Source organism: Comamonas thiooxydans (assembly GCF_002157685.2).
GTDB classification, from domain to species: Bacteria; Pseudomonadota; Gammaproteobacteria; order Burkholderiales; family Burkholderiaceae_C; genus Comamonas; species Comamonas testosteroni_H.
In genome coordinates, this window is sequence record NZ_AP026738.1 from 3294455 (window position 1) to 3321134 (window position 26680).

General features: G+C 59.9%; 32 protein-coding genes. 8 read left to right on the forward strand and 24 right to left on the reverse strand.

The window, feature by feature from the left end; all coding sequences use genetic code 11:
- Nucleotides 1-34 precede the first annotated feature (34 nt).
- The 10 genes from CTR2_RS15225 to CTR2_RS15270 all read right to left on the reverse strand — a co-directional run bounded on the left by CTR2_RS15225 (nucleotide 35) and on the right by CTR2_RS15270 (nucleotide 9589).
- Complete coding sequence (locus CTR2_RS15225) at nucleotides 35-418, reverse strand: hypothetical protein (RefSeq protein WP_254913314.1); 384 nt, start codon at nucleotides 416-418, stop codon at nucleotides 35-37.
- Nucleotides 418-3099: a phage tail tape measure protein gene (locus CTR2_RS15230; protein ID WP_087082979.1), complete on the reverse strand. Its 2682-nt coding sequence runs from the start codon at nucleotides 3097-3099 to the stop codon at nucleotides 418-420. The genes CTR2_RS15225 and CTR2_RS15230 overlap by 1 nt, the downstream gene beginning before the upstream one ends.
- Before the next feature lie 109 nt (nucleotides 3100-3208).
- Nucleotides 3209-4006 carry a phage tail tube protein gene (locus tag CTR2_RS15235; RefSeq protein ID WP_087082977.1) on the reverse strand — a complete coding sequence of 266 codons (798 nt, stop codon included), beginning with the start codon at nucleotides 4004-4006 and terminating at the stop codon, nucleotides 3209-3211.
- Nucleotides 4007-4041: 35 nt separating this feature from the next.
- Nucleotides 4042-4455 (reverse strand): hypothetical protein, encoded by a 414-nt coding sequence (locus CTR2_RS15240; protein ID WP_087082975.1) that lies wholly within the window; start codon nucleotides 4453-4455, stop codon nucleotides 4042-4044.
- A gap of 5 nt (nucleotides 4456-4460) precedes the next feature.
- Nucleotides 4461-4781, reverse strand: a complete 321-nt coding sequence (locus CTR2_RS15245) for a hypothetical protein (protein ID WP_087082973.1) — start codon at nucleotides 4779-4781, stop codon at nucleotides 4461-4463.
- 2 nt (nucleotides 4782-4783) lie between these two features.
- Nucleotides 4784-5827 (reverse strand): major capsid protein, encoded by a 1044-nt coding sequence (locus tag CTR2_RS15250; protein ID WP_087082971.1) that lies wholly within the window; start codon nucleotides 5825-5827, stop codon nucleotides 4784-4786.
- Between the two features lie 27 nt (nucleotides 5828-5854).
- Nucleotides 5855-6220: a head decoration protein gene (locus CTR2_RS15255; protein WP_087082969.1), complete on the reverse strand. Its 366-nt coding sequence runs from the start codon at nucleotides 6218-6220 to the stop codon at nucleotides 5855-5857.
- Nucleotides 6221-6249: 29 nt separating this feature from the next.
- A complete protein-coding gene (locus tag CTR2_RS15260) occupies nucleotides 6250-7701 on the reverse strand; it encodes a S49 family peptidase (protein WP_254913313.1) in 1452 nt (483 codons plus the stop codon).
- Nucleotides 7698-9314, reverse strand: coding sequence for a phage portal protein (locus tag CTR2_RS15265; RefSeq protein ID WP_254913312.1), 1617 nt, complete (start codon nucleotides 9312-9314; stop codon nucleotides 7698-7700). Before CTR2_RS15265 ends, CTR2_RS15260 begins: the two co-directional genes overlap by 4 nt.
- A gap of 2 nt (nucleotides 9315-9316) precedes the next feature.
- The gene (locus CTR2_RS15270; protein WP_254913311.1) at nucleotides 9317-9589 is read right to left on the reverse strand and encodes a hypothetical protein; all 273 of its coding nucleotides are present in this window, start codon (nucleotides 9587-9589) and stop codon (nucleotides 9317-9319) included.
- Between the two features lie 370 nt (nucleotides 9590-9959).
- Here CTR2_RS15270 and CTR2_RS15275 point away from each other — a divergent pair, with 370 nt between their 5' ends.
- On the forward strand, nucleotides 9960-10091 hold the full coding sequence (locus CTR2_RS15275; RefSeq protein WP_254913310.1) for a hypothetical protein: 132 nt from the start codon (nucleotides 9960-9962) through the stop codon (nucleotides 10089-10091).
- Here the strand turns inward: CTR2_RS15275 and CTR2_RS15280 are convergent.
- The 3 genes from CTR2_RS15280 to CTR2_RS15290 form a co-directional block, all read right to left on the reverse strand.
- Entirely contained in the window at nucleotides 10088-11302 is a 1215-nt protein-coding gene (locus CTR2_RS15280) for a hypothetical protein (RefSeq protein WP_087082963.1), read from the reverse strand. The two genes, CTR2_RS15275 and CTR2_RS15280, sit on opposite strands and share 4 nt — an antisense overlap.
- Nucleotides 11299-11859: a hypothetical protein gene (locus tag CTR2_RS15285; protein WP_087082961.1), complete on the reverse strand. Its 561-nt coding sequence runs from the start codon at nucleotides 11857-11859 to the stop codon at nucleotides 11299-11301. Before CTR2_RS15285 ends, CTR2_RS15280 begins: the two co-directional genes overlap by 4 nt.
- Before the next feature lie 220 nt (nucleotides 11860-12079).
- A complete protein-coding gene (locus tag CTR2_RS15290; protein WP_087082959.1) occupies nucleotides 12080-12865 on the reverse strand; it encodes a Rha family transcriptional regulator in 786 nt (261 codons plus the stop codon).
- A 194-nt stretch (nucleotides 12866-13059) separates the two neighbouring features.
- On the opposite strand from CTR2_RS15290, the gene CTR2_RS15295 reads away from it, so the two are divergent.
- Complete coding sequence (locus CTR2_RS15295) at nucleotides 13060-14172, forward strand: DUF4747 family protein (protein WP_087082957.1); 1113 nt, start codon at nucleotides 13060-13062, stop codon at nucleotides 14170-14172.
- A gap of 32 nt (nucleotides 14173-14204) precedes the next feature.
- Nucleotides 14205-14840 (forward strand): hypothetical protein, encoded by a 636-nt coding sequence (locus CTR2_RS15300; protein ID WP_140401019.1) that lies wholly within the window; start codon nucleotides 14205-14207, stop codon nucleotides 14838-14840.
- 118 nt (nucleotides 14841-14958) lie between these two features.
- Here CTR2_RS15300 and CTR2_RS15305 read toward each other — a convergent pair whose 3' ends face one another.
- The 8 genes from CTR2_RS15305 to CTR2_RS15340 form a co-directional block, all read right to left on the reverse strand.
- On the reverse strand, nucleotides 14959-15285 hold the full coding sequence (locus CTR2_RS15305) for a Mor transcription activator family protein (protein ID WP_254913309.1): 327 nt from the start codon (nucleotides 15283-15285) through the stop codon (nucleotides 14959-14961).
- 51 nt (nucleotides 15286-15336) lie between these two features.
- Nucleotides 15337-17379, reverse strand: a complete 2043-nt coding sequence (locus CTR2_RS15310) for a phage terminase large subunit family protein (RefSeq protein WP_087082951.1) — start codon at nucleotides 17377-17379, stop codon at nucleotides 15337-15339.
- Nucleotides 17376-17924, reverse strand: coding sequence for a hypothetical protein (locus CTR2_RS15315; protein WP_254913308.1), 549 nt, complete (start codon nucleotides 17922-17924; stop codon nucleotides 17376-17378). The genes CTR2_RS15310 and CTR2_RS15315 overlap by 4 nt, the downstream gene beginning before the upstream one ends.
- 133 nt (nucleotides 17925-18057) lie before the next feature.
- Nucleotides 18058-18606 (reverse strand): hypothetical protein, encoded by a 549-nt coding sequence (locus CTR2_RS15320; protein WP_087082949.1) that lies wholly within the window; start codon nucleotides 18604-18606, stop codon nucleotides 18058-18060.
- Entirely contained in the window at nucleotides 18599-19387 is a 789-nt protein-coding gene (locus tag CTR2_RS15325) for a helix-turn-helix domain-containing protein (RefSeq protein WP_087082947.1), read from the reverse strand. The genes CTR2_RS15320 and CTR2_RS15325 overlap by 8 nt, the downstream gene beginning before the upstream one ends.
- A 13-nt stretch (nucleotides 19388-19400) precedes the next feature.
- Nucleotides 19401-19742 (reverse strand): hypothetical protein, encoded by a 342-nt coding sequence (locus CTR2_RS15330; protein WP_087084562.1) that lies wholly within the window; start codon nucleotides 19740-19742, stop codon nucleotides 19401-19403.
- A gap of 71 nt (nucleotides 19743-19813) precedes the next feature.
- Nucleotides 19814-20647: a hypothetical protein gene (locus CTR2_RS15335; protein ID WP_087082944.1), complete on the reverse strand. Its 834-nt coding sequence runs from the start codon at nucleotides 20645-20647 to the stop codon at nucleotides 19814-19816.
- A gap of 1 nt (nucleotide 20648) precedes the next feature.
- Nucleotides 20649-21119, reverse strand: coding sequence for a phage regulatory CII family protein (locus CTR2_RS15340; protein ID WP_176391632.1), 471 nt, complete (start codon nucleotides 21117-21119; stop codon nucleotides 20649-20651).
- Nucleotides 21120-21180: 61 nt separating this feature from the next.
- Here CTR2_RS15340 and CTR2_RS15345 point away from each other — a divergent pair, with 61 nt between their 5' ends.
- The 3 genes from CTR2_RS15345 to CTR2_RS15355 all read left to right on the forward strand — a co-directional run bounded on the left by CTR2_RS15345 (nucleotide 21181) and on the right by CTR2_RS15355 (nucleotide 22116).
- The gene (locus CTR2_RS15345; protein ID WP_087082940.1) at nucleotides 21181-21456 is read left to right on the forward strand and encodes a hypothetical protein; all 276 of its coding nucleotides are present in this window, start codon (nucleotides 21181-21183) and stop codon (nucleotides 21454-21456) included.
- A gap of 66 nt (nucleotides 21457-21522) precedes the next feature.
- Nucleotides 21523-21765 carry a hypothetical protein gene (locus CTR2_RS15350; RefSeq protein WP_140401018.1) on the forward strand — a complete coding sequence of 81 codons (243 nt, stop codon included), beginning with the start codon at nucleotides 21523-21525 and terminating at the stop codon, nucleotides 21763-21765.
- 144 nt (nucleotides 21766-21909) lie between these two features.
- Nucleotides 21910-22116 (forward strand): hypothetical protein, encoded by a 207-nt coding sequence (locus tag CTR2_RS15355; protein ID WP_087082936.1) that lies wholly within the window; start codon nucleotides 21910-21912, stop codon nucleotides 22114-22116.
- On the opposite strand, the gene CTR2_RS15360 is transcribed toward CTR2_RS15355, so the two are convergent.
- Together CTR2_RS15360 and CTR2_RS15365 are read right to left on the reverse strand one after the other, a co-directional pair.
- A complete protein-coding gene (locus CTR2_RS15360; protein WP_140401017.1) occupies nucleotides 22097-22480 on the reverse strand; it encodes a hypothetical protein in 384 nt (127 codons plus the stop codon). The genes CTR2_RS15355 and CTR2_RS15360 overlap by 20 nt on opposite strands.
- Nucleotides 22481-22714: 234 nt before the next feature.
- Nucleotides 22715-22951 carry a hypothetical protein gene (locus tag CTR2_RS15365; protein WP_087084561.1) on the reverse strand — a complete coding sequence of 79 codons (237 nt, stop codon included), beginning with the start codon at nucleotides 22949-22951 and terminating at the stop codon, nucleotides 22715-22717.
- A gap of 67 nt (nucleotides 22952-23018) precedes the next feature.
- Between CTR2_RS15365 and CTR2_RS15370 the strand changes: the two genes are divergently transcribed.
- Nucleotides 23019-23681, forward strand: a complete 663-nt coding sequence (locus CTR2_RS15370; RefSeq protein WP_087082932.1) for a S24 family peptidase — start codon at nucleotides 23019-23021, stop codon at nucleotides 23679-23681.
- Between the two features lie 217 nt (nucleotides 23682-23898).
- On the opposite strand, the gene CTR2_RS15375 is transcribed toward CTR2_RS15370, so the two are convergent.
- Nucleotides 23899-24483, reverse strand: coding sequence for an HNH endonuclease (locus CTR2_RS15375; RefSeq protein WP_087082930.1), 585 nt, complete (start codon nucleotides 24481-24483; stop codon nucleotides 23899-23901).
- Between the two features lie 658 nt (nucleotides 24484-25141).
- Between CTR2_RS15375 and CTR2_RS15380 the strand changes: the two genes are divergently transcribed.
- On the forward strand, nucleotides 25142-26527 hold the full coding sequence (locus CTR2_RS15380; protein ID WP_140401016.1) for an MORN repeat-containing protein: 1386 nt from the start codon (nucleotides 25142-25144) through the stop codon (nucleotides 26525-26527).
- Nucleotides 26528-26680 lie beyond the last annotated feature (153 nt).

The following is a 26680-nucleotide window of genomic DNA, read 5'->3' on the forward strand; positions in this document are numbered from 1 at the left end:
CGTCGCCTGTCTGAATGGGGATCGTTCTTCTCGCTTAAACAGTGATCAGCCGCAGCGTGGCGACATAGGGATGGGTTGCAGCAGGCAGCTCGGGCCGGGAGATGGGCGTGGCGGCAATCGGGTCGTCTGCCGCAAACTGCACGGTGAATTCGCGGCCGTCAGCCAGGCGCAGCGGGTACTGACCGTCTGGCGCATCGGCCAGGGCCTGCACGGCCTGCAGCGTTACCCGGCGAATCCAGCCCTGGTCTTCCACGGCCTGCAAGGTGATGGGCCGGCCCTCGATACGGGCAGCGGCATCGATGATCTGGGCGCCAGTGATGCCGCGCTCGACCGTCTTCTGCACGGCAGACCAGTTGAACTCGTCCACCCACAACATGCCGCGCGGCAGCTCGATGCCCGCGAGAAAATGACCAGCCATCAGTGAACACCTCCTGATAGATTGGCATCACGCTCCAGCGCCGCCATCAGCTGCTGCATCTCCCCGCTGCCTGCTGCGTCCGTGCCCACGTTGTATTGACGGCCGCCAATCACGACCTCGTGCCTGTGGGTGATGACGGATTGGGGTGCTGCGGCTGCAGGGGCTGGAGCCGGCGCCCGAGGCACTGAGCTGGGAGCGCTTGGCTTGCGCTCCGCCTCCTGCTTCGGCCTTGCATTGGTGGCGGCCTGCTGCAGGTCGATAGCCCTGCCCGCTTGCGTGACCGCAAACTGGGTCAGGTCATATTGATAGTTGCCCAGAGCGCCGCTGCTCTTGACGGAGAAAGGGTTGTCCTGCGCATACTGGTTCTGCCATTGCTTCCACCAGGCCTCCAGCTCCTGGCGGGTCTGGAACTGCGGCACCAGGCTTAGCGGCCCGGTGTTCTGGTGCATGACGCCTTGCGAGCCCTGCACGCCGGCATTGCGCTCCTCGACAAAGTTGCGCGGGCCGCCCTGCTCCCATTCACGGGCAGCGTGGGCGGCGCGGCCCGATGCATGCTCGATGCCGCGCATGCTCTCCTGCACGCTGTCGGCCGCCTCGCGCACCCGGCCCATGCCGCTGACCATGCTGCTGACGGCCCGGGCCGTGGCGCGGTCGGTGTTGAGCATGGCCTTGCCCGCATCGTCCACCGCGACTTCGTAGCCTTTGACCGCTGCCTGGGTCTTGAGCCATTCAGGCGCGATACCGCCATTGGCCGCAATCACCTTGTCGGCCATGGACTTCCAGGCCTCGGCAATACGCATGGGCGGCTGCTTGCCGTCTTTTTCCAACTGTTCAAACGCAGCACGCGCCTGTTTGGCCATGCGCTGCAGATCCTCGTTGGTGGTCATGCCCAGGTCTTTGTAGGCCTGCTCCAGCAGCGCGGTGGACTGCGCCGCATCCTGGGCCGTGCTGGCAGCAGCGCGCTGGGCCTTGGCAATTTCCTGCAGCTTGCGCCCGGCAGCATCCAGATTGCCGCTGGCAATCAGTTGCTCGTACTCGGCTCTGAGCTTCTTCAGGTTCTCGGCAGCAACGCGGTCGGCCTCGGCCTTGGCTGCTGCCTCCTTGGCCGCCTTGGCTGCGGCCTTTCCCGTGGCCTCGATGCCTGCAGCTACCGCCTCGATGGAGGGGGCCGCCGCCGCAGCAGCATTGCCGACTGCTGCCACATCCCCCGTCAGCCCGCTCCATGCATCGCGCGCCGTCTGGGCGCCGTCAGCCATGCGTTGCAAGGACTCCTCAGCCTTGGCCTTGAGGGCGTCGGCAGAGGCACCAAATGCGCCCGCCATCTCTTCGGCATCAGCCGCCGCCAGACGAAAGCTCTCACTGAGACCGCCAAAGGTGACGGATGCCAGACCGCTGCGCAGCGCCGCCACACCCTCCATCACCTTGGAAGCAATCTGTGCAAACGCCGCGCCCAGACCGTAGATGGCAGTCAGCACACCATTGACACCCGCCGTCATCACGCCCCAGGCCAGCTGCACCGTGTTGCCTGCATTGGTGGCGTACTGGCCGATGCGCTGCAGCGTCTCGCCCGCCTCGCTGGCAAAGACCTGCAGGCGCAGCACCACGGCGTCAAAGTTGACGTTGGCTGCAAACGCGCGGAAGAACTTGAGGCCGTTCTCAAAAGCCGTGGCCAGGGTCTTGCCGAAGCGCTCCACCAGGCCGCTCTCGACCGCCTTGCGCAGCGCGCCGGTCAGCTCGTCCACGCCTTTGCGCACCACGGGCAGCACGGGCTTGCCCAGCACCTGGGTCACGGTCTCCCACATGCTGCTCAGGCCCTTGAGCGAGCCATTGAGGTTGTCCGCCATGGTCCTGGCCGTGGCCTCTGCACTGCCGCCCGCCTCTCGCAGCTTGCCCGTCAGCTCGTCCAGCGCGCCCATGCCCTGGTTGAGCAAGGCGCGCAGCGCGGGCCCGGCCTCCTGCCCCACGGCATTGATGGCGCGCTCGCCGTCCTTGCCCTTGGCGGCCAGCTGGTGCAAGGCTTCTTCAAAGTTGGTGGTGACTATGCCTGCGGCGCCCAATTCCTTGCGGAAGCTGGAGAGCGGGTTGGCAAACTGGCTCATGATGGAGTTCAGCGCCGTACCTGCGCGGCTGGCGTCGATGCCCGCATCGGCAAACTTGCCGATGATGGCCACCGTGCTCTCCAGACTTACGCCCAGGGAATTGGCAACCGGCGCGGCATAGCTCAGCGCCTGGGCCAGCCCTTCCACGCTGGTGTTGGTGGCGTTGGCGCCCTTGGCCAGCACATCGGCCACGCGGCCTGCATCATCAAACGCCAAGCCCATGCCCATCACGGCCTTGGTCACGTACTCGCTGGATTTGCCCAGCTCGATATCACCCGCCTTGGCCAGGTTCTCCAGTGCGCCAGCAGCCTGGACCGAGGTGTATTTGGTATTGCTGCCCGCCGCCTGGGCGGCCTTGGTCAGCGCGGCCATTTCTGCGGCCGTGCCCTCGGTGGCGGCCTTGACCCGACTCATGGCCGCTTCAAAGTCTGCGGCGCTCTGCACCACGCCTGCAAATGCCTTGATGCCGAAGTAGCCGGCAATCGTCGCGCCCAGCAGCTTCACATTGCGCCCAAGGCGGCTCAGCACCGCAGACGCATCGTCCTTGGCGTTGATCACAATCTGAATGGGCTTGAAGGCCATGGTGTCGGTGCTTGAGTGAAAGTGGTTGCTTCGGTTTGCACTGCAGCCGGCGCTTGGTGGCCGCAGTGCAAACCGCCCCGGCAAGCCGGGAGGTCTGGATGGAGATGGGTTAAGGAATCAGCGCCGCACGGCCGTCCACATAGACGGCCTCGCCGTTGTCGGGCTTGAGCACTTCCACATCGAAGCCGAACTGGCTGTAGTCCGTGCCGTCCTGAATCAGCGGCAGCTCGCCCGTGGGCGACAGCGCTACGCTGGGGAACCACCAGTCACGATTGCTGCCGTGGGCGTTGTCGGCAATCAGCTGCAGTGCGCCCTTCAGATCCGCGCCGTTGCCGGACTTGATGCGCTCCCAGCTGGTCTCTGCGGCGGTGTAGCCCACCAGTACCTCGGTGGCCGCGTCGATCTCGCCGCCCTCCGCGATCTGCAGCAGGCCCAGGTCGGCATCCACGGTGTAATCGGTGCCCGCTGCAAAGGTCGTGGTGCCGTCCTTGCTTTTGACGGTGACGGTGCTCAGCTTGCGCGCGCCCGTGGGGGCCGCTGCGGTAACCCCCAGGCGGTAGATGCCGCCCGGCTCCACCGTATGCGCCTCGTCGGCCACCGTGGCAGATTCCTGTGTGTGGGTCTCTGCCGTGCCGGACAGAAACATGCGCAGGTTGCTGCCGCTGATGTTGTCGGTGGTGATGGCCGCCTTGCGGGTGATCTCGATCAGGACTTCTTCGTCCTTCTCGCGCAGGCCGCCCTGCGAGCTGTAATGCGGGGCCTTGTCGCCCTCCACGCTCAAAGAGAAGGCCGGGCAGTTGCCGAACTGGCGACCGCCCAGCAGGCGGCCCGCTGCATCGAACGGATAGAAAACAAGGCGTCCACGCGGAATCTGGTATTCCTTCTTGACGCGGGGCAGTGCAGCCATGACTAGCTCCTTTGAATGATTGAACGGCGCCGGCCTCAGGCGTCCAGCGACTCGAAAACAGAGACGGTGGTGAACTCCACCGCATAGCCGACCAGGCCGGCGTCCACAAACTCGGCCTCTCGCACTCCGGCGGCGCGCAGCTCTGACCAGGCCCGCCCGCCGGGCACAGCAGGCCGCCAGCCGTGCAGACAGCCCACCACGTCTTCCACGGCGGCATCCAGCTCGGCAGCAGCCGTGTCGCTGCGCCGGTTCACCAGCACGCAGGACCAGCGCGGCTCCAGCTGGGCAGCCTCGCGCGACACATCGCCCAGGCCCGCGCCGGACATGCGCACCTCGATGGCCGGCACCTGCGTGCGGTCGCACAGCTGCGACGCACCTCGCACCTGCCAGGCGGCCAGTGCACTGCGCCCTGCCAGGCGCGACTTGATGATTGGTTCAAGCAGCAACATGGCGCTCAGTTCAGAAAGACGATGGGCAACACGGCCCAGCCGCTGGCGTCCTGCACCACCGGCCCGATCACCTGGCAGGGTTGGCCGCCCAGCAGCAGGCCGGTGCTGCCCTCGGCAATGCCGGGGGCATCGGCAAGCGGCATGGCCACGGTGTGGCGCTCAGCAGTGGCCGCATCGGTCAGAAAGCCTTCCAGCGGCGTGCGGTTGAACACCACGCCAAAGGGCTTACCGCCCTGCCAGCTGGCCGTGGCATTGGCCAGGGTTTGGCTGATGCCCTGATTGATCAGCGCATCCACCTGCGCAAAAGGTGCAGTACTTGCCAACATGCTCAGGCCTTGCGCTTGGCGCGCTGCAGCATGCCGGGGCGGGTGCACATGAACAGTGGGTAGCTGCGCACCTCGGGGCGCACCCACTCCTGGCGGTCCTTGTCCGTGACCACCATGGCGTACACGTCCTGGCCGGGCGTGTTGACGAAGGGGAAGGACTCGGCCGGCGAGAAGCCGACGCGAAACGCGTCCGGCGCACCCACGGGGAAGAACTGGCACTTGTCCGGGTGCACGGCCACGGTGCTGTTGTCGTCGGTACCTCGGTAGTTGATGAACTGGATATTGCCGTAGCGAAACGAGCCGAAGACCTGGCCCACGTCATTGCGCAGGTCACGCGCCTCCTGCTGGTTCAGGTAGGTGCCGCGGGTTTCGGCATTACCGGTGAGGTCGTCGAAGAAGTTGTCGCCGCACAGGCCCACGGCATAGGTCTGGCCGGGCAGCCAGGCGCCATGGCTGGCGCGCATCATGTCGCGGATGAGCGCATTGCACTGCTTGCGGATCTCGCCGCCTTCGGCCGTGGCGTTGGCCAGGTCGAAGTTGATCTCGGCAGGCTGGGCAATGCCAAACTCTTCATACCAGTCCACCAGCACAGAGCCATCGGCGTCCAGCACCTTGCCCTGCACGGCGCCCAGGCGCATGTGCTCGTGCGTCAGCTCCACAGCGGCACGCAGGCCGGTCTTGCCATTCATGATGTCGGCCAGCTCGTTCTGCACGGCCTGCAGCTCGCTGACGGAGCCGAAGGCGCGAATGTTCTGCACCGACGATGCATACAGCGTCTTGCCGCGCGCGATGCGCAGGGTGTCGAAGTGGCGCATGCGGCGGCTTTCGCCCTTGCCTTCTTCGATGGGTGCACCGCGCGGGCTGGTCTTGATGAGGGACAGCACGCCGCCTTTTTCCTCGATCGCCACGGTGGTGGTGCGCGAGCGCTCGGTCGTGAAAATGCCCAGTTGCCCCAGCAGCTGCGGCGCATAGGGCGCGGCCTGGATGGCGGTGGACATCGAGGTCATGCTGAATGCCTCGTGCGCAAAGATATTGAGATCGGCCATATCGGTAGTCCTTTTTCTGGCGCGGCTTCAGCGCGCAACAATGCCCACGGCGGCCAGTTGGGCCAGGGCAGCGGTTTTCTGGGGTTCGGTCGTGCCTGCTGGCCAGGCCAGCGCATGGGCGGCCACTTCGGCGTCGCGGGCGGTGATGACGGCGGCGTGGGCTGCGGCGGTGCTGTCCACGGCGGCAAACAGCACGGCAATGGCGGTCTGGCTGCCGTTGTCGTTGGTGGGGCTGACGGCCGTGTATTCGCCACTGGTAGTGACCTTGCCCAGCACAGCGCCGGGCAGCAGGTTTTGCCCCTGCGCGATAGTAACCACTTCGCGCGAGCGGGTGCCGTTGGCCTCGCTGACCAGATAGCAGGCCGTGCCGGGGCCGAGTTCTTGCACTTGCATGGTGTGTGCTCCTATGGGTGGGGGTTGGGTTACGGTGCGGTGCCAAAGGCCTTGCCCCAACCGGCTGCGGCCTGGGTGGCCGCCTGTGCAGAGCCGTCGGGGCTGGCCGCCTCGACGCCCGAGACATTGGGGTTGCCCAGTGCCGCCATGGCCTGGGCAAACTGGTTGGCAGCCGCTGCGGGGGCTGCAGCGGCTGCGACAGCCGGTGCGGCATCCAGCACGCCCTGGGCCTGCTCGGCCGTCAGGCCGCCGGCAATGCAGGTCTGCGCCAGTGCAGCGTTGGCCGGTGCATGGGCATGGCCCAGGATGGCGCTGACGCGGGCACGCTCGGCCTGTGCGCCTTCGGCGCGGGCTTGCTCCAGGCCTTGCGAGGCAGCAGCAGCAACTGCAGCAGGACCGGCAGGTGCAGCAGCCGATGCAGCGGCGGGGGCCACAACAGCCGCCGTAGAGGGTTCGGCAGGCGCAGCCGCCGTAGAGGGTTCGGCAGGCGCAGCCGCCGCCGGTTGAATGGTTTGGGGGTCGCCCATAGAAGCTCCTTGAAGTTGAATTGAGATTCCCGCCCCTGCGGGGTAACTGCGAGCGCGGCGCGCAGACAGGTCGGCAATCACGGCGTCTGCCGTGCCGATGCGGTCGGCCAGCCTTGCAGCCACGCCGGCCACGCCCCGGTACACGGCGGCGCGCGTGTCGCGCACGGCCTGCTCTTCCATGCCGCGGTGCCTGGCCACGGCCTGCACAAACATCTGGTACAGGCCTTCGATGTCTGCCTGCAGGTGCTCGCGCACCGATGTGGGCAAGGGCTGGTAGGGGTTGCCGTCCACCTTGTGCTCGCCGGCAAAGATGTGGCTGACGTTGATGCCCTCATTGGCCAGCGCGCGGCTGTAGTCCACATGGCGCATCACCACGCCGATGGAGCCCACGTAAGAAGTCGTGGTCAGCACCACCTCGTCTGCCGCGCTGGCGGCCAGGTAGGCAGCGCTGGCCGCCATGCCGTCGGCCACGGCCACGATGGGTTTGCGCCCGCGTGCGGCGTAAATGCGGTCTGCCAGCTCAAACGCGCCCGACACCTCGCCGCCCGGGCTGTCCAGCACCAGGGCAATGGCATGCACCTCGGGCTGGGCCAGGGCGTCTTCCATATCGGCAGCCAGGTCGTTGTAGCCAATCAGCAGGCTGCTGTCGGCCTCCAGCCGGGTGCGGTGCACCAGGCCGCCCATGGCGCTGATGACGGCCACGCCCTCATTCACACGGTAGCCGCGCTCGGTGCGCTCGCCCTTGCGGGTGGTAAACATCTCGGCAGGCAAAGCCGCGCGGGGGCTGATGGCGGCAGCATCGATCTGCAGGCCCTCGGTGCCCAGCAGGCGCTGGCCCAGGCCGGCGATGATGGCGTCCAGCTTTTGCGGGTGCAGCAGCAGCGGGGTGTTGAACAGGCGGTCGGCCAGATGCGGATAGGGTCTGCTCATCTGACGGTTAATTTGGCGGTTCATGGCGCATCCTTTCGGGCGGGTGCGCCCTCTTCCTTGTCGCTGCCGTTGTCTGCGGTGTTGGCAATCCAGGTGGTGGCACCGGGCTCGGGCAGGCCGTGCTCGCGGCGGCACTCGGCCTCCAGGCGCTGCTGGTGCAGCACCTCTTCCCAGTCCAGCCCCTGCTCGGCGCATTCCTGCTCCAGGGTGGAGACACCAATCTCCAGCCGCAGCTTGGCGGCCTGCACTTCCTTGACCGGGTCCACCCAGCCCTTGCCGCCAAACACAAAGCGGCAGCGGGTATAGGCGTAGCGGTTGGCGTAAAAGCCGGGCGCGTCGATCACGCCCGCGTTCACCGCCTCTTCCAGCCACAGCTCGTAGATGGGCCGCAGCCAGGTGGTGGTCAGCCAGCGGCGGCGGCCGTGAAAGTAGCGCCATGCCTCCAGCAGCGCGGCGCGGGCGCTGCTGTAGTTCACGCGGCTGAAGTCCTTGGCAAACAGCTCGTACGGCAGGTTCATGCCGGCGGCAATGCGCCGCTCCACCGCCAGCATGAAGGCCTCAAACGCCACATTGGGGCGGCCCGGCGCAAACGACTGCAGCCGCGCGCCCACGGGCAGCGGGATCACCGCCCCGGCCTGCAGCTTGCCGATGCTGCGCGACTGGGTGACGGACTCCTTCCACACATCGCGCGCCTGATCGCCAAACAGGGCCGACGCAGCCTCCTGGCTCAGGTCCGACTCCAGGAACGCCGCCACCAGCGAGTTGGCCAGGCTGGCCTGCAGCTCGTTCTGGGCGTACTTGCCCGCCATATGGAACTCGCGCATCACTGCGCTGACGATGGGCTTGCCCCGGCTCTGGCCCGTGCGCTCCTTGGCATGCAGGTGCACCACGCGGCGGCGGCCCCAGGGGGTAAAGGCGGGCACGCGCTCCCAGCGGTTCAGGTCTAGCGCCTCGTCGCCGCGCAGGTACAGCGCATCGCCTGGGTGCGCGGCACGAAAGTGGTAGGCCACGGGCGCGCCCTCGCCGTCCAGCTCCACGCCACGGCGAATGCGGGCCATGCCCTCCAGGTACGGCGGGGTCTCCAGCCGGTCGGCCTCGATCACGCTCAGCCGCGTGGCCCAGGGGCTGTCGGGCCGAGGCAGCCATTTGGGAATGGCCACGGCATCGCCGTTCACCATCTCGCCGCCCAGGGCCAGTACCGTCAGGCCCAGCAAATCCAGCGTGCGGGCTGCATCGCAATCCGTCGTGTCGGCCCAGCTGCGAAAGTGCGCCTCTACCTTGTTGCCCCACTCGCGGGCCTGCTCGGGCGTCCAGCCCAGCAGGCGGTAGTCGGGCACGGCAGACAGGCGCAGCACTGCGCCCACCACGTTGTCGCGGTGGGTCTGCAAGCCGCCCGCCATCAGCCCGTCATTGCGGGCCAGGTCGCGGGCGCGACTGGTCAACGTGCCCAGCTCGGGCAGCAGGTCGGCATCGGCGCTGCCCGCCATGGGCTGCCAGTCGCTCAGTGCCAGATCGGTGTGCGATGCACCCTGGTAGGCAGACATGGCCGCCCCGCCCTTGAGCGGCGCTGCGCCCAGCGACGCCGCAAACGACGTGCGGCTGCGGCTTTGACGGCTTAGTTGGTTCTTGCGGCCCATGCTTACACTAGGTAGATGGGCTTGCGCACGGCCTGGCCGTTGCGCTGGGCCAGTTCGGCGTTGATGTCGTCAATGGCGCGGCGCAGCTGCGTCGTGTCGGCATTGAACTGCACGGAGCGCGCGCCCACGCCGTCGGTGCTGTGGCTGGCCTGCGTGGGGCCGGTCAGGCGCGCATCGATGGCGGCCAGATAACTGTCGCGCCGGGCGGTGAGCTGATCGGTGGTGAGGTGGCTGTAGAGACCCATGCGCCGATGGTCGGCGGATGGCTGCGACAAGTCACTGCGACATATGTCTCTAAATCATGTCGCAGCTGTCTAGCGCTTATGCAGAAACAACTCAAACAATCAATTCGATAGCAAAACTGAAAATGAAAATTTTGGGGAAAGGATATTTAGGTCTTTCGAATGAGACTTCGTTTGTCACTCGATGACAGCACTAACTCAACGAAAGGAACCTACATGCCAAAGAAAACGACTCCACGCACTCGCACACCAGTGACGGCAGATGCAGTCAAGCGTGTTCAACAAGCGGTGGCTGCGCAAAACGACGGAAAAACTCCAAAGGATTCGCTTGCCGCAAAGCTTCAGAGCGTATATGACCGCCAGCAAAACGCTTAAACACCAGTCCTAGTCCCAGGAGATAACCATGAGCCGTCAATCCGATCTCGACAACCACTCGAACCAGTGCAATCCCAACAATGATGAATATTGGCACTCACGCGGCGATGACGAGCGCCCAGATGACTGGGAAGATCGCATCGCGAACGAAGAAGACTAACTGACCAACCAGTCCGGCCACTCCAGAGTTCTTTCTGCAACCTGGAGCTGGCCCGCCCAGCGGGCTCTGTACATCGCCCAGTGGTATTCCCAGTCTTTGTCCAGAAACACAAAGGAGATCACCTTCTTAGTCTTGGTGCGCTTAATCCAGCCGGCTTGCCAGCCTAGAGCGAAAACACACATTACTGACGGATGAGCTAGACACTGCTCATCATCCTCTCCAGAAATCCAGCGGCACATTTGTTCCCAGTGTTCGAGGAACTTTTCCGAAGTTAAAGCGCTGGATCCATCGATGTAGTTATAGACCTGATCTTCATCAAAATTCATCCATTCAGCTAACTGCTTTACGGTAGGTCTAGAAGCAGGCCACTCCTTCTTGTAGTTCCGATGGATCACCGCTGCAGAAAACTCTAGCAGCCTACGCACAGGGCGATGCAGTAAACCGTCCGTGGCTTTGAGCTTCTCGCCAGTCAGCGCCTTAGCAGTGGGTTTGGGTGCTATCAGAGGGAGCACCGGACGGTCACAGAATCCCGCGAAATACTGGTTCGCCCACTCCACATCCAACGCACAGTGGAAGGATGCAAAGACCTCCATCAAGAACTTGTCAGCAAGAGGCCTGGCTTGCTCCCAGCTCTTCGCTTCTTTCCATTTGCTAACAAAACAATCAAAAGTGTTCCCACACATTTCAGGCAACTCATGCCACTTCTGAGATCGAACAAACTCCAAAACTGCACACTTAAACGCCTCTAAATCACCAGCCTGATGCGCCCTCTGCAAAACAAGCAATAGCTCATCTATGGCCAGCGCAACAGCAATGCTTAAAGGCAGCATCCTCTCCGGGCTTTGCAAGCTGTGAAGCATTCCTGCAAAGCTTGCTTCCTCGCCATCGCTACAGCGAGGCATGCTATCTAGACGCTCATGAACTTCGTCCTCCGTGTAACCCTTCTTCAAACCCTCATCAACCGCGAACGAGCGAAGACTTTCTAGCAACTTCTTCTGCGTGCTTGGGCGCAGCTTGTCCAGATTTCCCTGGTGCACCCGCCCCTTAGACAAGCCCCCTTTCTCATGCCAAAAGGTGTTGTAAGACATTCCCAGACAGGAAAGCATGACTCCGAATGGATATAGAGAAACCTTCTGAAAAATCGCTCCGAGCTCGTCATATACCCCCGTAGGCTGATCAGCAACGAGAGCTTCCTCAATCGCCTTTGTCATTCGTTCACCAACCCATGTTTGCCAGTCAGATGCCGAATCAGGTCAGCCGTGCGCCACTGCACCATTGACTGCTTTTTCTCTGGAATGCTGAAATCTCCTGGCTTCGTGGTCATCTCGATCTCGGCAGCCTCTTTAGCCATGCACTCCAGATAGGCGAAACCGTGCACTTCTACAGAGTGCCCTCCTGGAAAAACCAGCTGCAAAAGTCCGCTGTCATCCTCCTCGTCGGTCAAGTCACCCGAGGGCAACACCCGCACGCCGCTAAGCATGTGAGTCAGAGGCCCGCTCTGATCGAGTACAAAGTGAAACTGAGGCAGCTGCCGCAAGGCATGGATGTAGCGGGCGCTCAAATTGACGGCTCTGGTCATGTCAATCTCTTCAAGATAGGTTGCGAAATCAATCTGCTCACGAATCCAGGCCGCGTTGCCCAGCTTTTCCAGCTTGGCACGCTGCTCATCGGTCAGCAGAAGCTTGTATGCCTTGGCTCCTTCCGGGGAAATTGGCTTGCGCCCCTGCCCCCGTCCAGCGCCTCCGCGCGATGAAGTGACGTCATTCATGCAGCCTATTTTTCATGATTTATGACCCAATAAATCAAATTTCATTGCATTTACAACAGTAGATAAATTAATTGATTTAAGACCCCATAATTCAATGTTTTTGGCAAAAACAAAGCCCCTGCCAGTCAACACCAGCAGGGGCTTTTCATTGCGCCAAAGACTTAAATAAAAATCAGCCTCTAGCGCTTATCCATCAAGCGCCAGTAGCTATCAAAACTGATTACTTGAAGGTCATCATCAGCGTGCCGGGTGGCAGGCTGGCTGCGGGTTGCGCGGCGGGAAGGCCAGGCTTGGCGGCTTGCTTTTCGCGGTGCTGGGCGCGTTGGGTCAGGCGCTGGGTGCAGGCCGTGGCCAGTGTGGCGAGCTGGGCGTCGGTGGCTGAGAGGATCTCGCCGCTGGCGATGCGCTCGGGCAGCGCGTTGAAGGAGACGATCATCTGGTCGTCGCCAATGGGCTGGGCATGGGGCACGCTGGGCTGGCCTTCGCGGTCGTAGCCCAGATTGAGCAGGTAGCGGGCGTGGCGCCAGTCGGTGTTGTCTGCGGCCATCACGGCATCAAACACGGCCTGCGTGACCTGGGCTGCTGCCTGGGTAGCCAGACGCTGGGCGAGCTGAATGCGCTGGGGGTCTTGCGCGGGCTTTTGCAGCTCTGCTTCCATGCGGTTGAAGGCTGCAAGGTAGGCAACTTTCCACGCTGCAGCTTCCTTGCCGATGAACCCCATCACCAAGAACACAAAGCCATCGCGTGTGATGCGATAAGCGGGATCTTTGCGGGTACGACCCATGCCAAGGTCGGTGCTGATTTGTATCGGCACAAAGTTGCGCTGATAGAAATCAGCCTCCACCACACCACTCAAATTTCGGATAGCTCGCAGTACAGCCTTGTGCTGCTTTCCGAAGTGCGCGGCGATTTGGTTGCTGGTGGTGGTGACGATGCCGTCGTGAATCGAAAGCTCGGGGCGAGCAGATGCGGCAGTTACGGACGAACCAATGGTGATGTCAGCCATGACGGGCTCCTGTGCGACAAGTGTTTGAACCCATCGCCTCAGCCGCCAAGCAAAGGTGATGGACCGTGCAGGGTTGGCGGACCGGACACAGGACCGGCACACCCTCGCGGGTGTCCCCACACGGCCCACCGTAAAGCGGAGCCATGCGCGCGCAGGCATGCTCATAAAAGCAAAAAGCCGCAGACCATGAAGTGATGGCGCGGCTGCTGCGCCTGTGTAGTTCCGGGCCGCCAAGCCCAGATCACGCTTACGGGCGTGACGGCATCATCATAACGCATTTTAAAAATGCTATTGATCGTCTAGTTACCGATGGTTGGCAAATTCAAATTTTTGCAGTAAACTTTAGTTACAAGTTACATTTAAATATTTCCATGTCCAAGTTTAGAATTTATAACGTTCAATTGTTGCCCGATGATCAGAACATTGATGAAATTGGAGCTATTGGCTATAGAAAATTATTCTCTGAACTAAGAGATTTGAATAAAAAACATCTCAGCGCCAAGACTACTACATCGTTTCATTATGATATGCCTGGCGACACATATATTGGTCCAGATAATGATTTTTCTTTCCCTGCTGGTTTTGTATATGGAAATTTCATTCGTTATACAAAAACAGAGCGCTTGACAGACTTGTCTTCTGGGAAAACCATTTTTAAGGCTGGCGAGAAGACTGCGATATCGACAAAGAAACAAATTCCTTTTGTATTTGATACAAAACGCCATCTTCTGGCTATTGATGGCGCACATCTTCCTAAGGGAAAGATATTTATCGAAGCTTTAGAGCGTTTTTTAACTCCAATTTGTGAAGAGTATTTTCCAAATCACAATCTTGAAATTAATATTATTTCAAAAATTAATGCTCTTGAAGAAGTTTTCGAAAAAGCCACCGCATATAAAACAGTGGATATTGACTTGGCATTCCCTAATGGCAATGAAACCGAAAAACTGCTAAGAGAACTTAAAGAAACAAAGACGCAATTGAAGGTTCATGCATCCGCCGGAAAAAAAGGCAGGATGTCGGATATCCCTCATATAATTAAAGATATGCTTAGAGCGGCAGTTAGCTTTGGAACTTCAAGCATCTCATATTTTGTCGAGACAGAACCAGGAAAAGAACGCAGAGCGCTGTACAAATCCGAAGATACACCTGTTACTTTCGAGATAAGAAGTAGTCCAAACGATAAAGAGAAGAAGGATTTTTATGCGCGTGTATCAGATAAACTCGCAGACATCGACATCTCCCCAGATCGACCTCAAGAACCGTCGACAGAACCCGAGCATGTGGAAGAAATCATTGCAAAATAAATAATTCTGACACTAAATAAACTGGAATAAAAATGTCAATATATGAAAGATTAATATCAATACCAGTAGTTGGAACTTTCATTTACATTACAAACACCTATGCATTTAATGGTGACTATTTATCATCAAAGAGATTTGCAGGAGTTAGCAATTATTTAAAAGCTTTTGGTCTACAGATAATAACGGCCTTGGCATTTACGGCTATTACCTTAAAGCCATTGAGCACAGCATTATTTAAATGTCGTACGCTTTCTACAATGGGCCTGTCTGAATTCGCTCAGAAGCCAGGCGATATTATTCTCTCTTCCATTCCATCGCTATTAGGATTTGGAATCGGTGTATATGCGTTAGTATTTGCTTTGTCTCCAAAATTTCTGGGATTTTTAGACAAGTCCATAAATATCCTGAAGGATGCCGGATTAAAGAAAAATGGTTCAGCGTTGATGTTGAACTCAAATTTTGCATACCCATTGACCATACTAACAATAACACTCGGGCTTGGGGCTTTTCAAAAAGCCATTGATTCTGCATATTTATTGATAATTAGCTGGGTATTTTTCTGGTACTCTATGCTCCTTGTTCTTGAAGTTATTGGAGTTATTTTTGGTCTTGGAGATCACTCTATACTTGAAAAGATTGAAGAACAGAAAGAAAAAGAAAATCTTTGATGTATTTTAAATAACTATTTCATACCTATCAGAGAAAAAAGTAGGAACTAGGCTAAACGGATTTTCCGTAGCACAACGCCTCAATAAAAAAATCCTGCATTTAATGTCAAGGATCTAACTACAGCTTACTCTCCAATATTCGTTGTACCTGCCGCACACTTAGACCAAATCTGCACGCCAGCTCCCGAGCATTACACCCATCAAAGCCGGCGCGTATTTCCCGAGCCACACGTTCGCGCTCCCGTACCCGCTCATTGCGCACATACACATTGAGCCCACCCAACCGCTGCACATAGCGGCGCACCAGCTCTTCCGTCAAATCCTCCACTCGCTCCACGCCATGGCATAACGCGGCGGCGGCCAGTTCTTCGCGCAGCACGGCGATGGGGTCCAGCTTGTTGGGGCTGGATACCGAAGGGGTGGAGGTTGCGTCTTTGTCGTTCATTGTTTTAATAGCTGGTTGCGCTTGCTGTGCCTGCGTTTGCATTGGTTTTTATTAATAAAGGCTGATGGGGCTGAAAAGCTCTTCGTCCGCCAGTTGGCGCGACGGGCTGGGCCGCGCTGGCGCGCGTGGCGGGGCTGGTTCATCGCCCTGCGGCTGTGGCTGGGCGGCCTGGGCCGGGGCGGTGTTAAAGAGGTCTTGCGGGGGCTGCACGGTTTGCTCCAGCTGCAGCCAGCGGGCCTCGGGCCATTTATGGATGCCAAGGCACATGGCGGCGTGCAGTGCGTAGTTGCGGCAGTCCAGCACCTCATTGCGCGGCCTGCGCTTGACCCAGCGGTACACGTCTTTGCCGTTGACCTTGACCAGCACGCGCTGCTCTGCGGTGAGCTGTTCGTACCACTCGCGCGGGAGCTTCTGGCTGGTGTGCACGTAGCCAGGGCCGGGCTTGTCGATGGCCAACTGGCCCAGCAGCAGGTCTTTGGCGCTGTCCACGCCCACCAGCCAGAGCTTGATGCCGTGCGATATCTTGCGGCCGCGGTAGTTGACCTCTTGCAGGCTGCTGGGGCCGACGATGTTGCGGTTGTCGTTGTTGTCGCCCTTGATGGCGCGCAGGCCGGCAAGCTGCCCTTGCGCGCTGCGCACCCAGTTGTAGACGGCCTGGGTCTGGTCGGACGAGTCGATGCTGATGGCACTGAGCCCCAGGCTGCCGCCGTGCCAGGCCTGCACGTAGCGCTGCTGCAGGTATTGGGTGACGGGCTCCCAGTCGGCCTCGCTGGCGGGGTTGCCCTGGATGACCTGGTGGGCAATGGCCCAGCTTTCCAGCCCGCGGCCCCAGGCCCAGATGGCGATCTCCCATCGGTCGCGCTGCACGTCGACCCCGGCGGTGAGCAACAGCGCGCCGGCGGGCACGCGGCCCAGGGGGTAGTCTTCGGCCCGGGCCTGCAGGGCGTGTTCGTCGCTGCTGTCGCCCTTGAGCTCCCAGGTCTCGCCCAGGGTTTCGTTGGTGAAGCCGGTCATGGGCGCCACGTCGCCCGCCTGCAGGGCGCGGTGCGCCTTTTCAAACTCATCGACGATGCTGACCCAGGTGCGCTGGGGGCTGTAGGCGGCCCAGACATGCACGCCCAGGGTGCGCGGCGGGCGGCAGGGCTGGCCCGCAGCATCGCGCCAGATGCGGTCTGCGCCGTAGCGGCGGCCGGTCTTTTTGCAGACCCAGGTGCCGGTAAGCGGCCAGCCGCCGGGCAGGTAGTCGGCCTGGGTGATGCTCTCCAGGCAGTGGGGGCAGACGTGGTGCACGCTGGCGGGCTGGCCTTTGACCCATTTGAAGCCGTAGGGCAGCTCTTTGCTGCCCCAGACGAGCGGGTGCTCCGCGCTGCAGCGCGGGCATTCGATGTGGTATTGGACGTAGGCGTCGGATTCTTCGCAGGGGCGCTCTACATGGCACATGCCTTTGACGCGGGGCGTGCTGCCGCCGACGAACTTGGGGTATGGCGCGCCTTCCAGCCGGCCCTTGGCCAGGCTGCCGGGGTCGCCGGATTTCTCGATGCTCTGGTCGAAGGCGCTCCATTCGTCGAGGATGGAGACGGCCACGGTGATGCGGCGGTAGGCTCGCGCAGCCTTGCCGCCCAGCAGGTGCAACACGCTGTCGCGGAAGGGCTTGTATTTGATGGTGTCCTCCACCCCCTTGCCCTGGCGGCGCGCGGCCTGGACGGCGGCCACGCCGTCGAGCACGGGCTCGATCTCGCTCTTGACGTAGCTGTCGCGGTCGTCGTCGGTGGGCTGCCACAGCGCCTGCTTGCGGCGGCGGTGGGCGATGTTGTAGGCGACGAAGGCGGTGATCATCTTGGTATAGCCCACGCGCTTGCTCTTTTTGACGGCCAGCTCTTCGATGCGGTCGTCGCTCATGAAGTCGAGAATGCCGAGCTGAAAGGGCCAGCCGACCCAGCCGCCCTTCTGGTGGCTGGATTCGCCCGCCAGCAGAAAGTGCTCTGCCGCCCATTCGCTGAGGGTTTGCGGCGCATCGGTCCGCAGGCTGGACAACCCCAGCGCGGCTGCGGCCTGGATGGCGGCCATGGCTTCGGGGCTGAAGGGTGCGCTCATGCGGCTTCGCCCTCCTCTTCGCTGCCTGCCCTGATATCAAATGCGGCGGCCTCGTCTGCGTCGAGCTGCGCCATGGCCTCAGCCTCTTTGTTGACCAACTGGGAGGTGGAGCGGATCCACTCGTTGCGCGCGTCGGCCATGATGCGCAGCACGATCAGCAGCACCTCTTGCGGCAGGCCCGGGCAGGCCTTGCGCACCTGGCCTTCGAACTGGTCCATGCGATCGACGATGGCGGAGCTGGCCAGACCGAGCACGTCGGCCAGGATGCCGATGGGCGCGTACTCGCCACGGGCGACGGCGTTCTTCAGCTCCTGCGCCTCGCGCTGGGCCTTGGCCAGGCCGGCGCGTTCTTGCACCAGGTCGAGGCCTAGGGTCTCGCCGATCCGGCCCGCAGCCTGGTCGCGCAGGTGCTCGCAGTAGCCCAGCAGCCAGGCGTGGACGTTTTCACCACGGGTCAACACGCCCTCGCTCACGCGCTTGCTGATGCTGGCTTCGCTGACACCCACCATCTGCGCAAACTCTGCTTGCGAAACGATAGCATCCAAATAAGGCAGAACCTTCACTTAACCCCCTTAGGAAACCCACGAAACAGTCCGACAACGCGGCTCGAATTACCCGCTTCAGAGGCTCGGCGGAAGGACCCGCGACCCTCACCCTGCCTATTTTTTGTGCAATGCATCAAACCTTCACCTCCAGCCCCAGGGCCATGCGTGCGGACTTGCCGGCGTAGTACGAGATGCTGGTGTCGCCACCCTCCATGCGGGCCACGATGCGGCGTGCCCAGTCCTTGCCGTCGTTGCGCTCCTTCAGGTTGACCTTCACAGGCGGCGCAGCCACGGGCGCGGGCAAGGCAGGCAGGCCCTGCTGCTCGGCATAGGTCTGGCGCGGCATGACGGCATCGCACATCTGCTCGAACTGCGGCAGGTTGGGCGGGAAATCGGGGTGCTCTGCAGCCAGGCGGGCGGCTGCGGCCTCCACCACATCGGCAGGAAAGCGACCCAGGCGCGCCTGCCAGACGTTCATGGCCGCACGGATGCCCTTGTCGTGGCCCTGGCCGTCCTTCAGCCCGGTGGCGAACTTGCTGAGGAACAGGCTGCCGTAGCTGCCCTGCAGCAGCACGAAGAGCTTTCGCACCGCCGGTCCGGCCCGCAGCCCGTCTGCCGGATCCGCGGCGCGTGCCTGTGCTTGCTGGATCGCCTCAGCCGTCAACGTCGCCACGTCATGCATCCCACACTCCGTCGAAGATCGTTGCTGCCGCAGCCGCGTGCTTGTTCGCGTTGAACGCCGGCGCACGGCCAGGTGATGGCGCTGCAGCCGGCCTGAGCCACGCAGCCTGCAGCCCTTGCGAGCCGCGTATGCACCACAGCTGCAGAAAGGCCTCCAGCGTCATGCCGGCCTTTGCCGCCTCGGCCTTGGCGCCCTTCAGCACGGTCTCCGTCACCGGTGCCCGTTTGACCTTGCGCAGCTGCAGCCAGTCGGCCCAGGTCTGGTCGGTCACGTCCTCCGGTTGGGCAACAGGTCCTGCGCGCTCAAGCGCAGGTGTGCTGGTTCTTTGATGGTTCCTATGACGGTTCAATGATGATTTAGGTGCGCCTGGTTCACCCCTGGGGTGCGCCTGGTGCGGGGGTGCAGGTGCGCCTGGTTCACCACCTGGTGCGCCTGGTGCGGGGGGTGCGCTATCTGCGGGGGGTGCGCCATCTGCACCACCTGCCTTGCGTCGACTGCGACCGGCAGGTGCTTTGGTCGGGTCAAAACTGCCCGGCGTGATGGTGTAGCTGGTGCTGGCATTCAGGCGATATTCCCGAAAGACCAAGCCGACCTTCTGCAGCCACGACAGCGCCTCTTGCACGGCCCGTTCCGACAGGCAGGTACGCCGGGCAATGGTGCCGACACCGGGCCAGCACACGCCGTCGTCATTCGACTGATCCGCCAGCGATATCAGAACCGCCTTCTGCGCTGCCGACATGCCCTGCAGCGGCCAGCAGGCCGACATGATGATGGTGCTCATACTTCTCTCCCGATCAGGCCAAGGCCGTTTGGCGCGCCTTGCAGCGCACAGGCATCACGTCACGCTGGCGCGGCGACAGGCTGCAGCGGCGTGCGGCGCCCTCCTCCAGCCGTCCGGCGGCCAGCAGGGCATTGACCGTGCTGGCCACGCTGCACAGCTCCAGCCACTCGCCCGTCTGGGCGTTGTGGTAATCGCGCAGCTCGCGCCGGCTCATGTCCCGCACGCCTTGCTGGTGGGCATGGCGCAGCGACTCGTACAGGCGCTCGTGCAAACGGCGGCGCGTTTCGTTGCCCAGAGCGGCAAACGCCTCGGCGCTGGTATCGCGTCCGGTCACCACGGATTGGGGTTGCTGCATGGTCAAACCTCCTGATATCTGCACAGGCGGCTGCGCGCCTGCGCTCAAAGTCGTTGCTGGGTTCATGGAAGTCATACGCCTGCGGCCTCGCGCAAGCGGTAGCGGATACGGCGCTCCAGGTAGGCCGTGGCGTCGGCACGCTTGGCCACCTTGTCCATGTCAAAGCGCGGCAGGTAGCCACGCTTTGGCTTCACAAAAAGCAAGACAGGGCGAACGAGCGCGCCGCCCGTGCCGCTGACGGCCCAGATGCCGCGAGCCAAATGAGCAGTGCGCCCGTCCGGCTCACCCTTGCGGTTGGTGCGCGGCGAATCGCGCTCACCGCCATAGGCAATGAAATAGCGGCGGCCCGCCTGCCTCTTGGTGCCGCGGTGCACGCGCATATAGCCCTTGGCGCTCATATTGGCCTTGTAGCCCTGCTCGCCAAACGCCTGGAAGTAGCTGATCAGTTGCACCAGAAACGGCCCGCGCAGATTGCCCTTGCCGTCATCGCTGCCGGGGTAAGGGCCGCCTCTGGCCTCATCGGGTATCGCCGTCTGATATCCGGCAGGCAGGATGCCCGCACGCTTCAGTGCCACCTCGCTGCGCTTGTCGCGCCGGCGGCCGCCCCAGGCCTGGGCATCCAGAATCTTTTGCGGATCGATCCCCTTGCCGCCCATATAGGTCGGCTCGATCGTCACGCTCAGCCTGGCGGCCGTGGCCATGCGCACAAACGGGCTGCGCAGGATGTAATCCGTAGGCCGGTCGAACACCGCGCGCATCTCGTCCTGCATCGCACGGCGGATCTCGAAGCCCGTATCGTTCAAAGCTTTGGCATAGGCCTTGGCGGCCTGTGCGCCCGTCAGGCCGTGGATCTGCCGCAGCAGCTCCGCCTGGTTCAGCACCCGCGCACTCAGCTGGATATGCATATCAGCCCTCCTCCACCGGCGCAGGCACGCGCGCTGCCGCCGTGGCCAGCAGCTGATTCAAGGCAGATATCAGCTCGTTGTAGCGGTACTGCAGCCGCTTGATCTCGTTGCGGCTCACCATGGCCTTGCCGCCCCGAAAGGCGTCTGCCGCTGCGGACGTGAACTCGCCCACCTCCTGCTGCAGGGCCACAAACGCCTCCACTGGATCGCCCGCGGCCTGGTCGGGCAGCGCGGGCACGCAGGTGTAGCCCAGGGCCGCAGCCATGACATGCAGAATTGCCGGGTTGCCCGACATCACCTGCAGCGCCACAGACTCGCGCAGCGTCAGGTGGTGCGTCGTGTTGTTCGGGTTCAGCTTGTTCTGCAGCGTATTGGCGCTCACACCCATGCGCTCGGCCAGCACGCGCACGCCGCCCGGGTGGTTATGTGCGATCAGGTATGCCGCATCCGTCACATCGGCCGGCATCCGCATGTCGTTTTGACGGCCTGCTTCGCCATTGTTTGCGTGGGGAGGGAAAGAGACACTGCTTCTCATGACCACACCTCACTTCTCAGGCGCATCGCTGACGGCCGCCGCGCAGACAGCCAAGCAAACCCCCATCGCCCCCACACCCGAATGGGCCCACGCCATGGAGCTGCTGCTGCAGCAAATCGTCTTCGTCCTCGACGTCGAAGGCCGCGACAGCTTCACCACCCGCAAAGTCGCCCGCTGGAACAACCAGTGCATCCACGAAATGCTGCGCACCGGCAGCGTGCCCCTGCCCGTCATCGAAGAGCTGCAGCGCGTGGCTGTGCGGGTGCTGACGTGAGCGTTCAGGCTCGAAATAGAGCCCACAACCTCTTTGCGTACGATCGAACTCTCAACATCGTTACCCATGCAAACCATGAGCAATAAACCTTTGAATGAAGACATTCACTACCTCAACGGCCAGATTGATGCGTTGACGGCACTGGTGCTTGCAATTGCAAACTGCACTGTGGACAAGGACGACTTCCGCACGGAAGGTCTTGAGAGGCTGCAATCTGTTGAGACGGCATTGCTTCATCAGGCGGTTCCTGAAAGCCGACTGATCGCGATAGACCACATGAAGCAATGGCTGGAGAGCGTGACAAGCTGAGGCGGTAACGCAAAGAAGCAGCCGCGCGCTCCTGCAATGGATCAAGCCAAGCCATAAGAACCTCCTGGCACAAAGGTGCCCGCCCCACACTTGGTTACGATGGCGGCGACCAAACCTTTACCAACCGCACCAAGGAAGACGGACATGACCAAGGAAAAAATGATGAGCGGCGCCGAGTTCAAGGCCCACTTCAAAGATCTGGTGGATTCGCTCAAGGACGACGACCTGGTGTACTTCGGATCGGCCGACCTGAGCATGTATCGCGTCAAAGAGCGCGGCCCACTCCAAGGACCGCGCATGGTGCAGATCGAGTTCAACGAGCTATACAAAGTCACGACAGCTCCCGACTGAGCCGATCTCGCAACTCGTTCACCAGCTTTTCAACTTCAGCTGCGACCCGCAGGTCTTGCATTGGGGCGTACGACGCATCGGGCGCTCCTTTGCAGGTGCTGGTGATTCGCACCAGTCCGCCCGGCAGCAAATCCAGGGCCACTTGCGCGATTGGCAGGGCCTTGCCGGGCGACTGGACACCCCACCTGCCCAGATAAGACGCAGCGGTCTCCACCAAACCATGAGCGCCTTCCACCGGCAGACGTATGCGCAGCACCTCAGCGTCGCGCGCAAACGAGAAGCAGATCCAGCCGTCGCTTACCGGCGTCGTGCCGCGCCACTGCACAGCTTGATAGCGATCAAGATGAGACGCGGGCTTAGTCACGAGATTCCAGCCTCACAACTTCAGGCACTTGCCGTGGTTGCGCCTGCTTCACACAGATCTCCGGCGGCGCGAAGTGATCCGGCCAGAAGCGATGCAGCGCACCAGACTTCACCAGCACAGTCGACATGAACATGCTCAACGAGAACATGACCCAGAAAAGACGTTCACCAGAGTTCACAGACACCTACCTTCGTTTGTTGAGCGGCAGGCTTGCGACCGCCTCGTGTTGTGGATTCAGTCATGCGCAGACTCCGGCACTGAAATCAGGCTGCTTCCAGTCAGAAGGTCTTGAGCACGGAAGTAGTCAAGCAGCGGCTGAATAGTGTTCACGCGCGGATCCTTGCGCCCGCCATAGAAGAACTTGCGGATGAAGCTGACCTTCACGCCCGTCTCAATAGCAAGTTGGTCAAACCCACTCGTACCGACTTCGGTCAGCTTCTGATGGAGATATTCAGTGATTGGCACGTTCATCAATAAACCCATAAACCGATTTCGGTACAAGTATGACATACCGATATCGGTACAACAAGATCGAACAATGTTTGATATGGATAAAGCAGCCAATCAGACACTCGCCGACAACGTTGCCATGCTCATCAAAGGCAAGGCGATTGGGCGTCTACGTGATGAGATGAAGACCGCTGGCTACGCCATCGGCCAGGGCACGCTTGCTAGGATCATTGCTGGCGACACCGGCGTGAGAATGGAGTCAATTCAGAAATTTGCAGACTTCTTCGGGATCAGCACGGGCACTCTCCTTCATGAATCGATAGAAGATGGCGAGAACGACTTTGTACCGGTCTCTAAGCTGAGCGTTCAGGTCGGTGCAGGCAACGGGCGTCATGTGGGTGTAGTCGCCAGTTTGGGGCTACTCCAGTTTCGTAGGGATTTTCTGAAGTCTGCAGGTGTAAGCCCTATCAATGCGGCGGTTGTCACCGTCAAGGGTGTAAGCATGGAACCCACCATCCGCGATGGCTCTATTTTGCTGCTTAACAAAGCAGACCGCGAACCACGCGCAGGCCAGATCTACGCTTTCTCGTGGGATGGCGAGATGCTTGTGAAGCGTTTTCAAACTATCGGAGGCGTGTGGCGGGCAGTATCAGACAACGCGGACAAGAGCGAATACCCAGACATCATCATTGATGGCAAAGCCGAAACACTCATACAAGGGCGGGCCATCTGGGTAGGCTCAAAGCTGTAGCTACAACGATTTCACATCTGGGGCCTTATGGCCCTTTTTTGTTGTCTTTGTACCGAACTCTAAGCTGGCACACAAAAAAATATCACAAATGTACCGAATTCGGTATTGTTCTTCTGTACCGATATCGGTACATTTAACTCGTCGCAGCAGTGTGACGGGCACCACGGCATCGACCGGGTCACGCCCGGTCTTTAAAAAGAGAGTGGATGGGAAAGGGTCAGGCCGGTGGATCTGGTTCAAAAAGCTTTGCCAACTCTGGTGGCAAGCCAATAGAGACAGACATGGACGCCTCATGATCCTTCTCAGGCATACCGAGAAAATCAGGGTGGTCTTCATCGTGCAAGAGCTGACCGACCAAGGTTGGAGAAACACCCAACCCGATCAAATAGCCTGCCGGATCAGCACGCCAGGCGCCCCAATCAAACACGAAGTTGAACAGCTCGTGCTGGCGGTCGAGAAACGGCTGAAGGCGACTCAGCTCTTCAGGCGTGTAGAAGGCTTCGGGGTCTTGGTCTAGCTTCGTGCCATTGCATCTGCGGCAAAGTGACACAAGATTGCCGGGGACCAGATGCCCGCCATGCGCCATTGACACATGGTGGTCGATACAAAGAACCTTCAGTCCTCTCGTGCCGTGCACGTATGTTTCGGGTTGGCCGCATTTAAAACAACGCGTACCGAACAAGGCAAAGAATTTTTCCCTGTAAACAGCCTCCACAGCAGGGATTGCAAAACGACTGAATAACTGACGCCGCTCTTTCTGGCGCTGACCCGGATAAAGCTCAACCGAGGCCTTTCCTCCCATACGGGATCCCTCCTGTAAGAAGTCTGTGATGTCGGAATCCAGATGTTATTACAGCGAGCGGATCCCACCCTTTTCCATCCACTCTTGCACCGCATGCCCATGTCGTTCGCTCCACCCATGCGGAGCGTCCCCGGGCACCATCGCATCAGCGGGCACGGCCGCTGCTCTGCGCGGCATCCCTGCCGTATCCAGCCGCCAAAGGGCGTACACGGTCAAAAGGGTGAGGCGAATGCGGCCAAGAGCAAGAACGGCAACGCCGGTTGGAATCCCGGCACTGCCCTCCCCGTGCACATCGGGGCCAAACCAGAGCGCCTTGCACCAGGGCGCTGCGGTTTGAACGGTTATCGCCGAGTCAGAGGTATCTCCTCCCTCCACTTCACTTCCTCTGGCACGCCCGTAAGGGCATCGGCTCTTTCTTCACGGCCTGCGCCAGTCGATGGCTGCAGCCGTCAATCCTCCAAGCCCCTCAGCAACCGCTGAGCGGGCTTTGCCTTTGCCCTGAACCGGAGCACCCGATACAGGCAGCTCGCGTGCCGGCCATCACCAAAGGGGCGCCACCTAGTATTTACCCTTCATATATTTTGATGAAGTCGAAATCAATACACCATGGTACAACTGAACACATCCGTCAATTAATAATCCATTAACCAGCATAAAAATGATTAACATTAATAGCGTTATAACGGCATCCATCACATTACTCGTTCTTTCCGGGTGTGTGTCGACCGGCCCCAAGACAGGATGGATACAAAAAGATGCTGGAACAAGTACTGGGATATATGTTTTCGAGGATGGCAGTCGATATGAGGGAGGCTACCTTGGAGAAACATTCAATGGGAATGGAATGTTTTTCAATCAATATGATTATTACGGAAATTATCCATCCACAACTAATGCGCCTCAGATCCATGGTGATACATCAAGTGCAAAATTCAATAATGGCACGATAGACAACGAGTCAATAACATACACGTCAAGATGGGGAACAGGAAATAAAAAAATATCTCCAGAGGCCTTCAAATACGTCGGTGGTTACAACAAAGGCTTCAAAGGACCGGGAACCATCACATTCGGAAGTGGTAGAGTAGTCAAAGGTCAATTCGATAACGAATCAATACCTTACGCCGTTGCGCCAAATGACCGAATATTTTTTAAATCCAGCAATTTAATTGGAAGTTACTTTGAAGGTCCTGTCTCTGTAAAATGGCCTAATGGCGCAACATTTGAAGGCAATGCTTATAGATACTACCTTTTCAATCGCAGTGAAGGATTGAGCAATCCCAAAGGCCTCAGCTGCATAGGATCTATGTTTTTTGGTAAAGGTGTTTTAAAAACTCCAGGTCAACCGGATTATGTGGGAGTTGTCACTGAAGATTTTGATACATACCTTCCTCGACGAGGGCGCGAGGCTGACCTAGTTGCATACGCTCAAGAAATGGCTGAATGTCCATTGATCCTCGTAGCTGCTCGCAAGTTGATAACCAATGCTCAAGCAAATTACGATGCAGAGATGGCACAAGGCCGAGAGAATGCACGAGCCTCACTCGCAAGAGACTTGCGAAATATGTCAGTCAATATAAAAACCAATATGACCAGGGTCGAGTCTGCCTCTCGCGGAAGCACCGTCGAATTGGACAGAGAAAAAGCACGTCGAAATACAGAATTTAATGAAACACGAGCTAAAAGAGAGAGAAATAATCAGGTCAACGAAAATTCAAAGGCTGTTTCTGCATCGAGAACTAGCACTGATGACTTCGAGAAAGAGAAATCAAATCGAAGCAGCAAGTCAAAAAATGAACGCTTGAAATCTGATAAGAGTGAAAATAGTGCAAAGATTGAAAAGGGCTCAAGTGCTAAAAATAATAGCGAACCCTTAATCATCTTAAGGAGCACCACATACGATGTAAAACCACAAATCCCGACTGAAAAAATAACAATGCCAGATACATCGGAAAAATTGGTTATACCACCAGTCAATAAAGACTATCTCACTACTAGAAGTGACACAACCCGACCCAGAACAGGAAGGGTTATGGAACGATAGAATCACAGATAAACAATAAAGTAGTTAATGACAGAAGCCCGCAAGTAGCGGGCTTCTTTTATGGAGAATTTACTTTGAAAGCAGTACGCATTGAGCCGAATGGCGACGGTACCTTTACAGCCTGGATTTTCAGCACCTGGCATCAGGGCACGT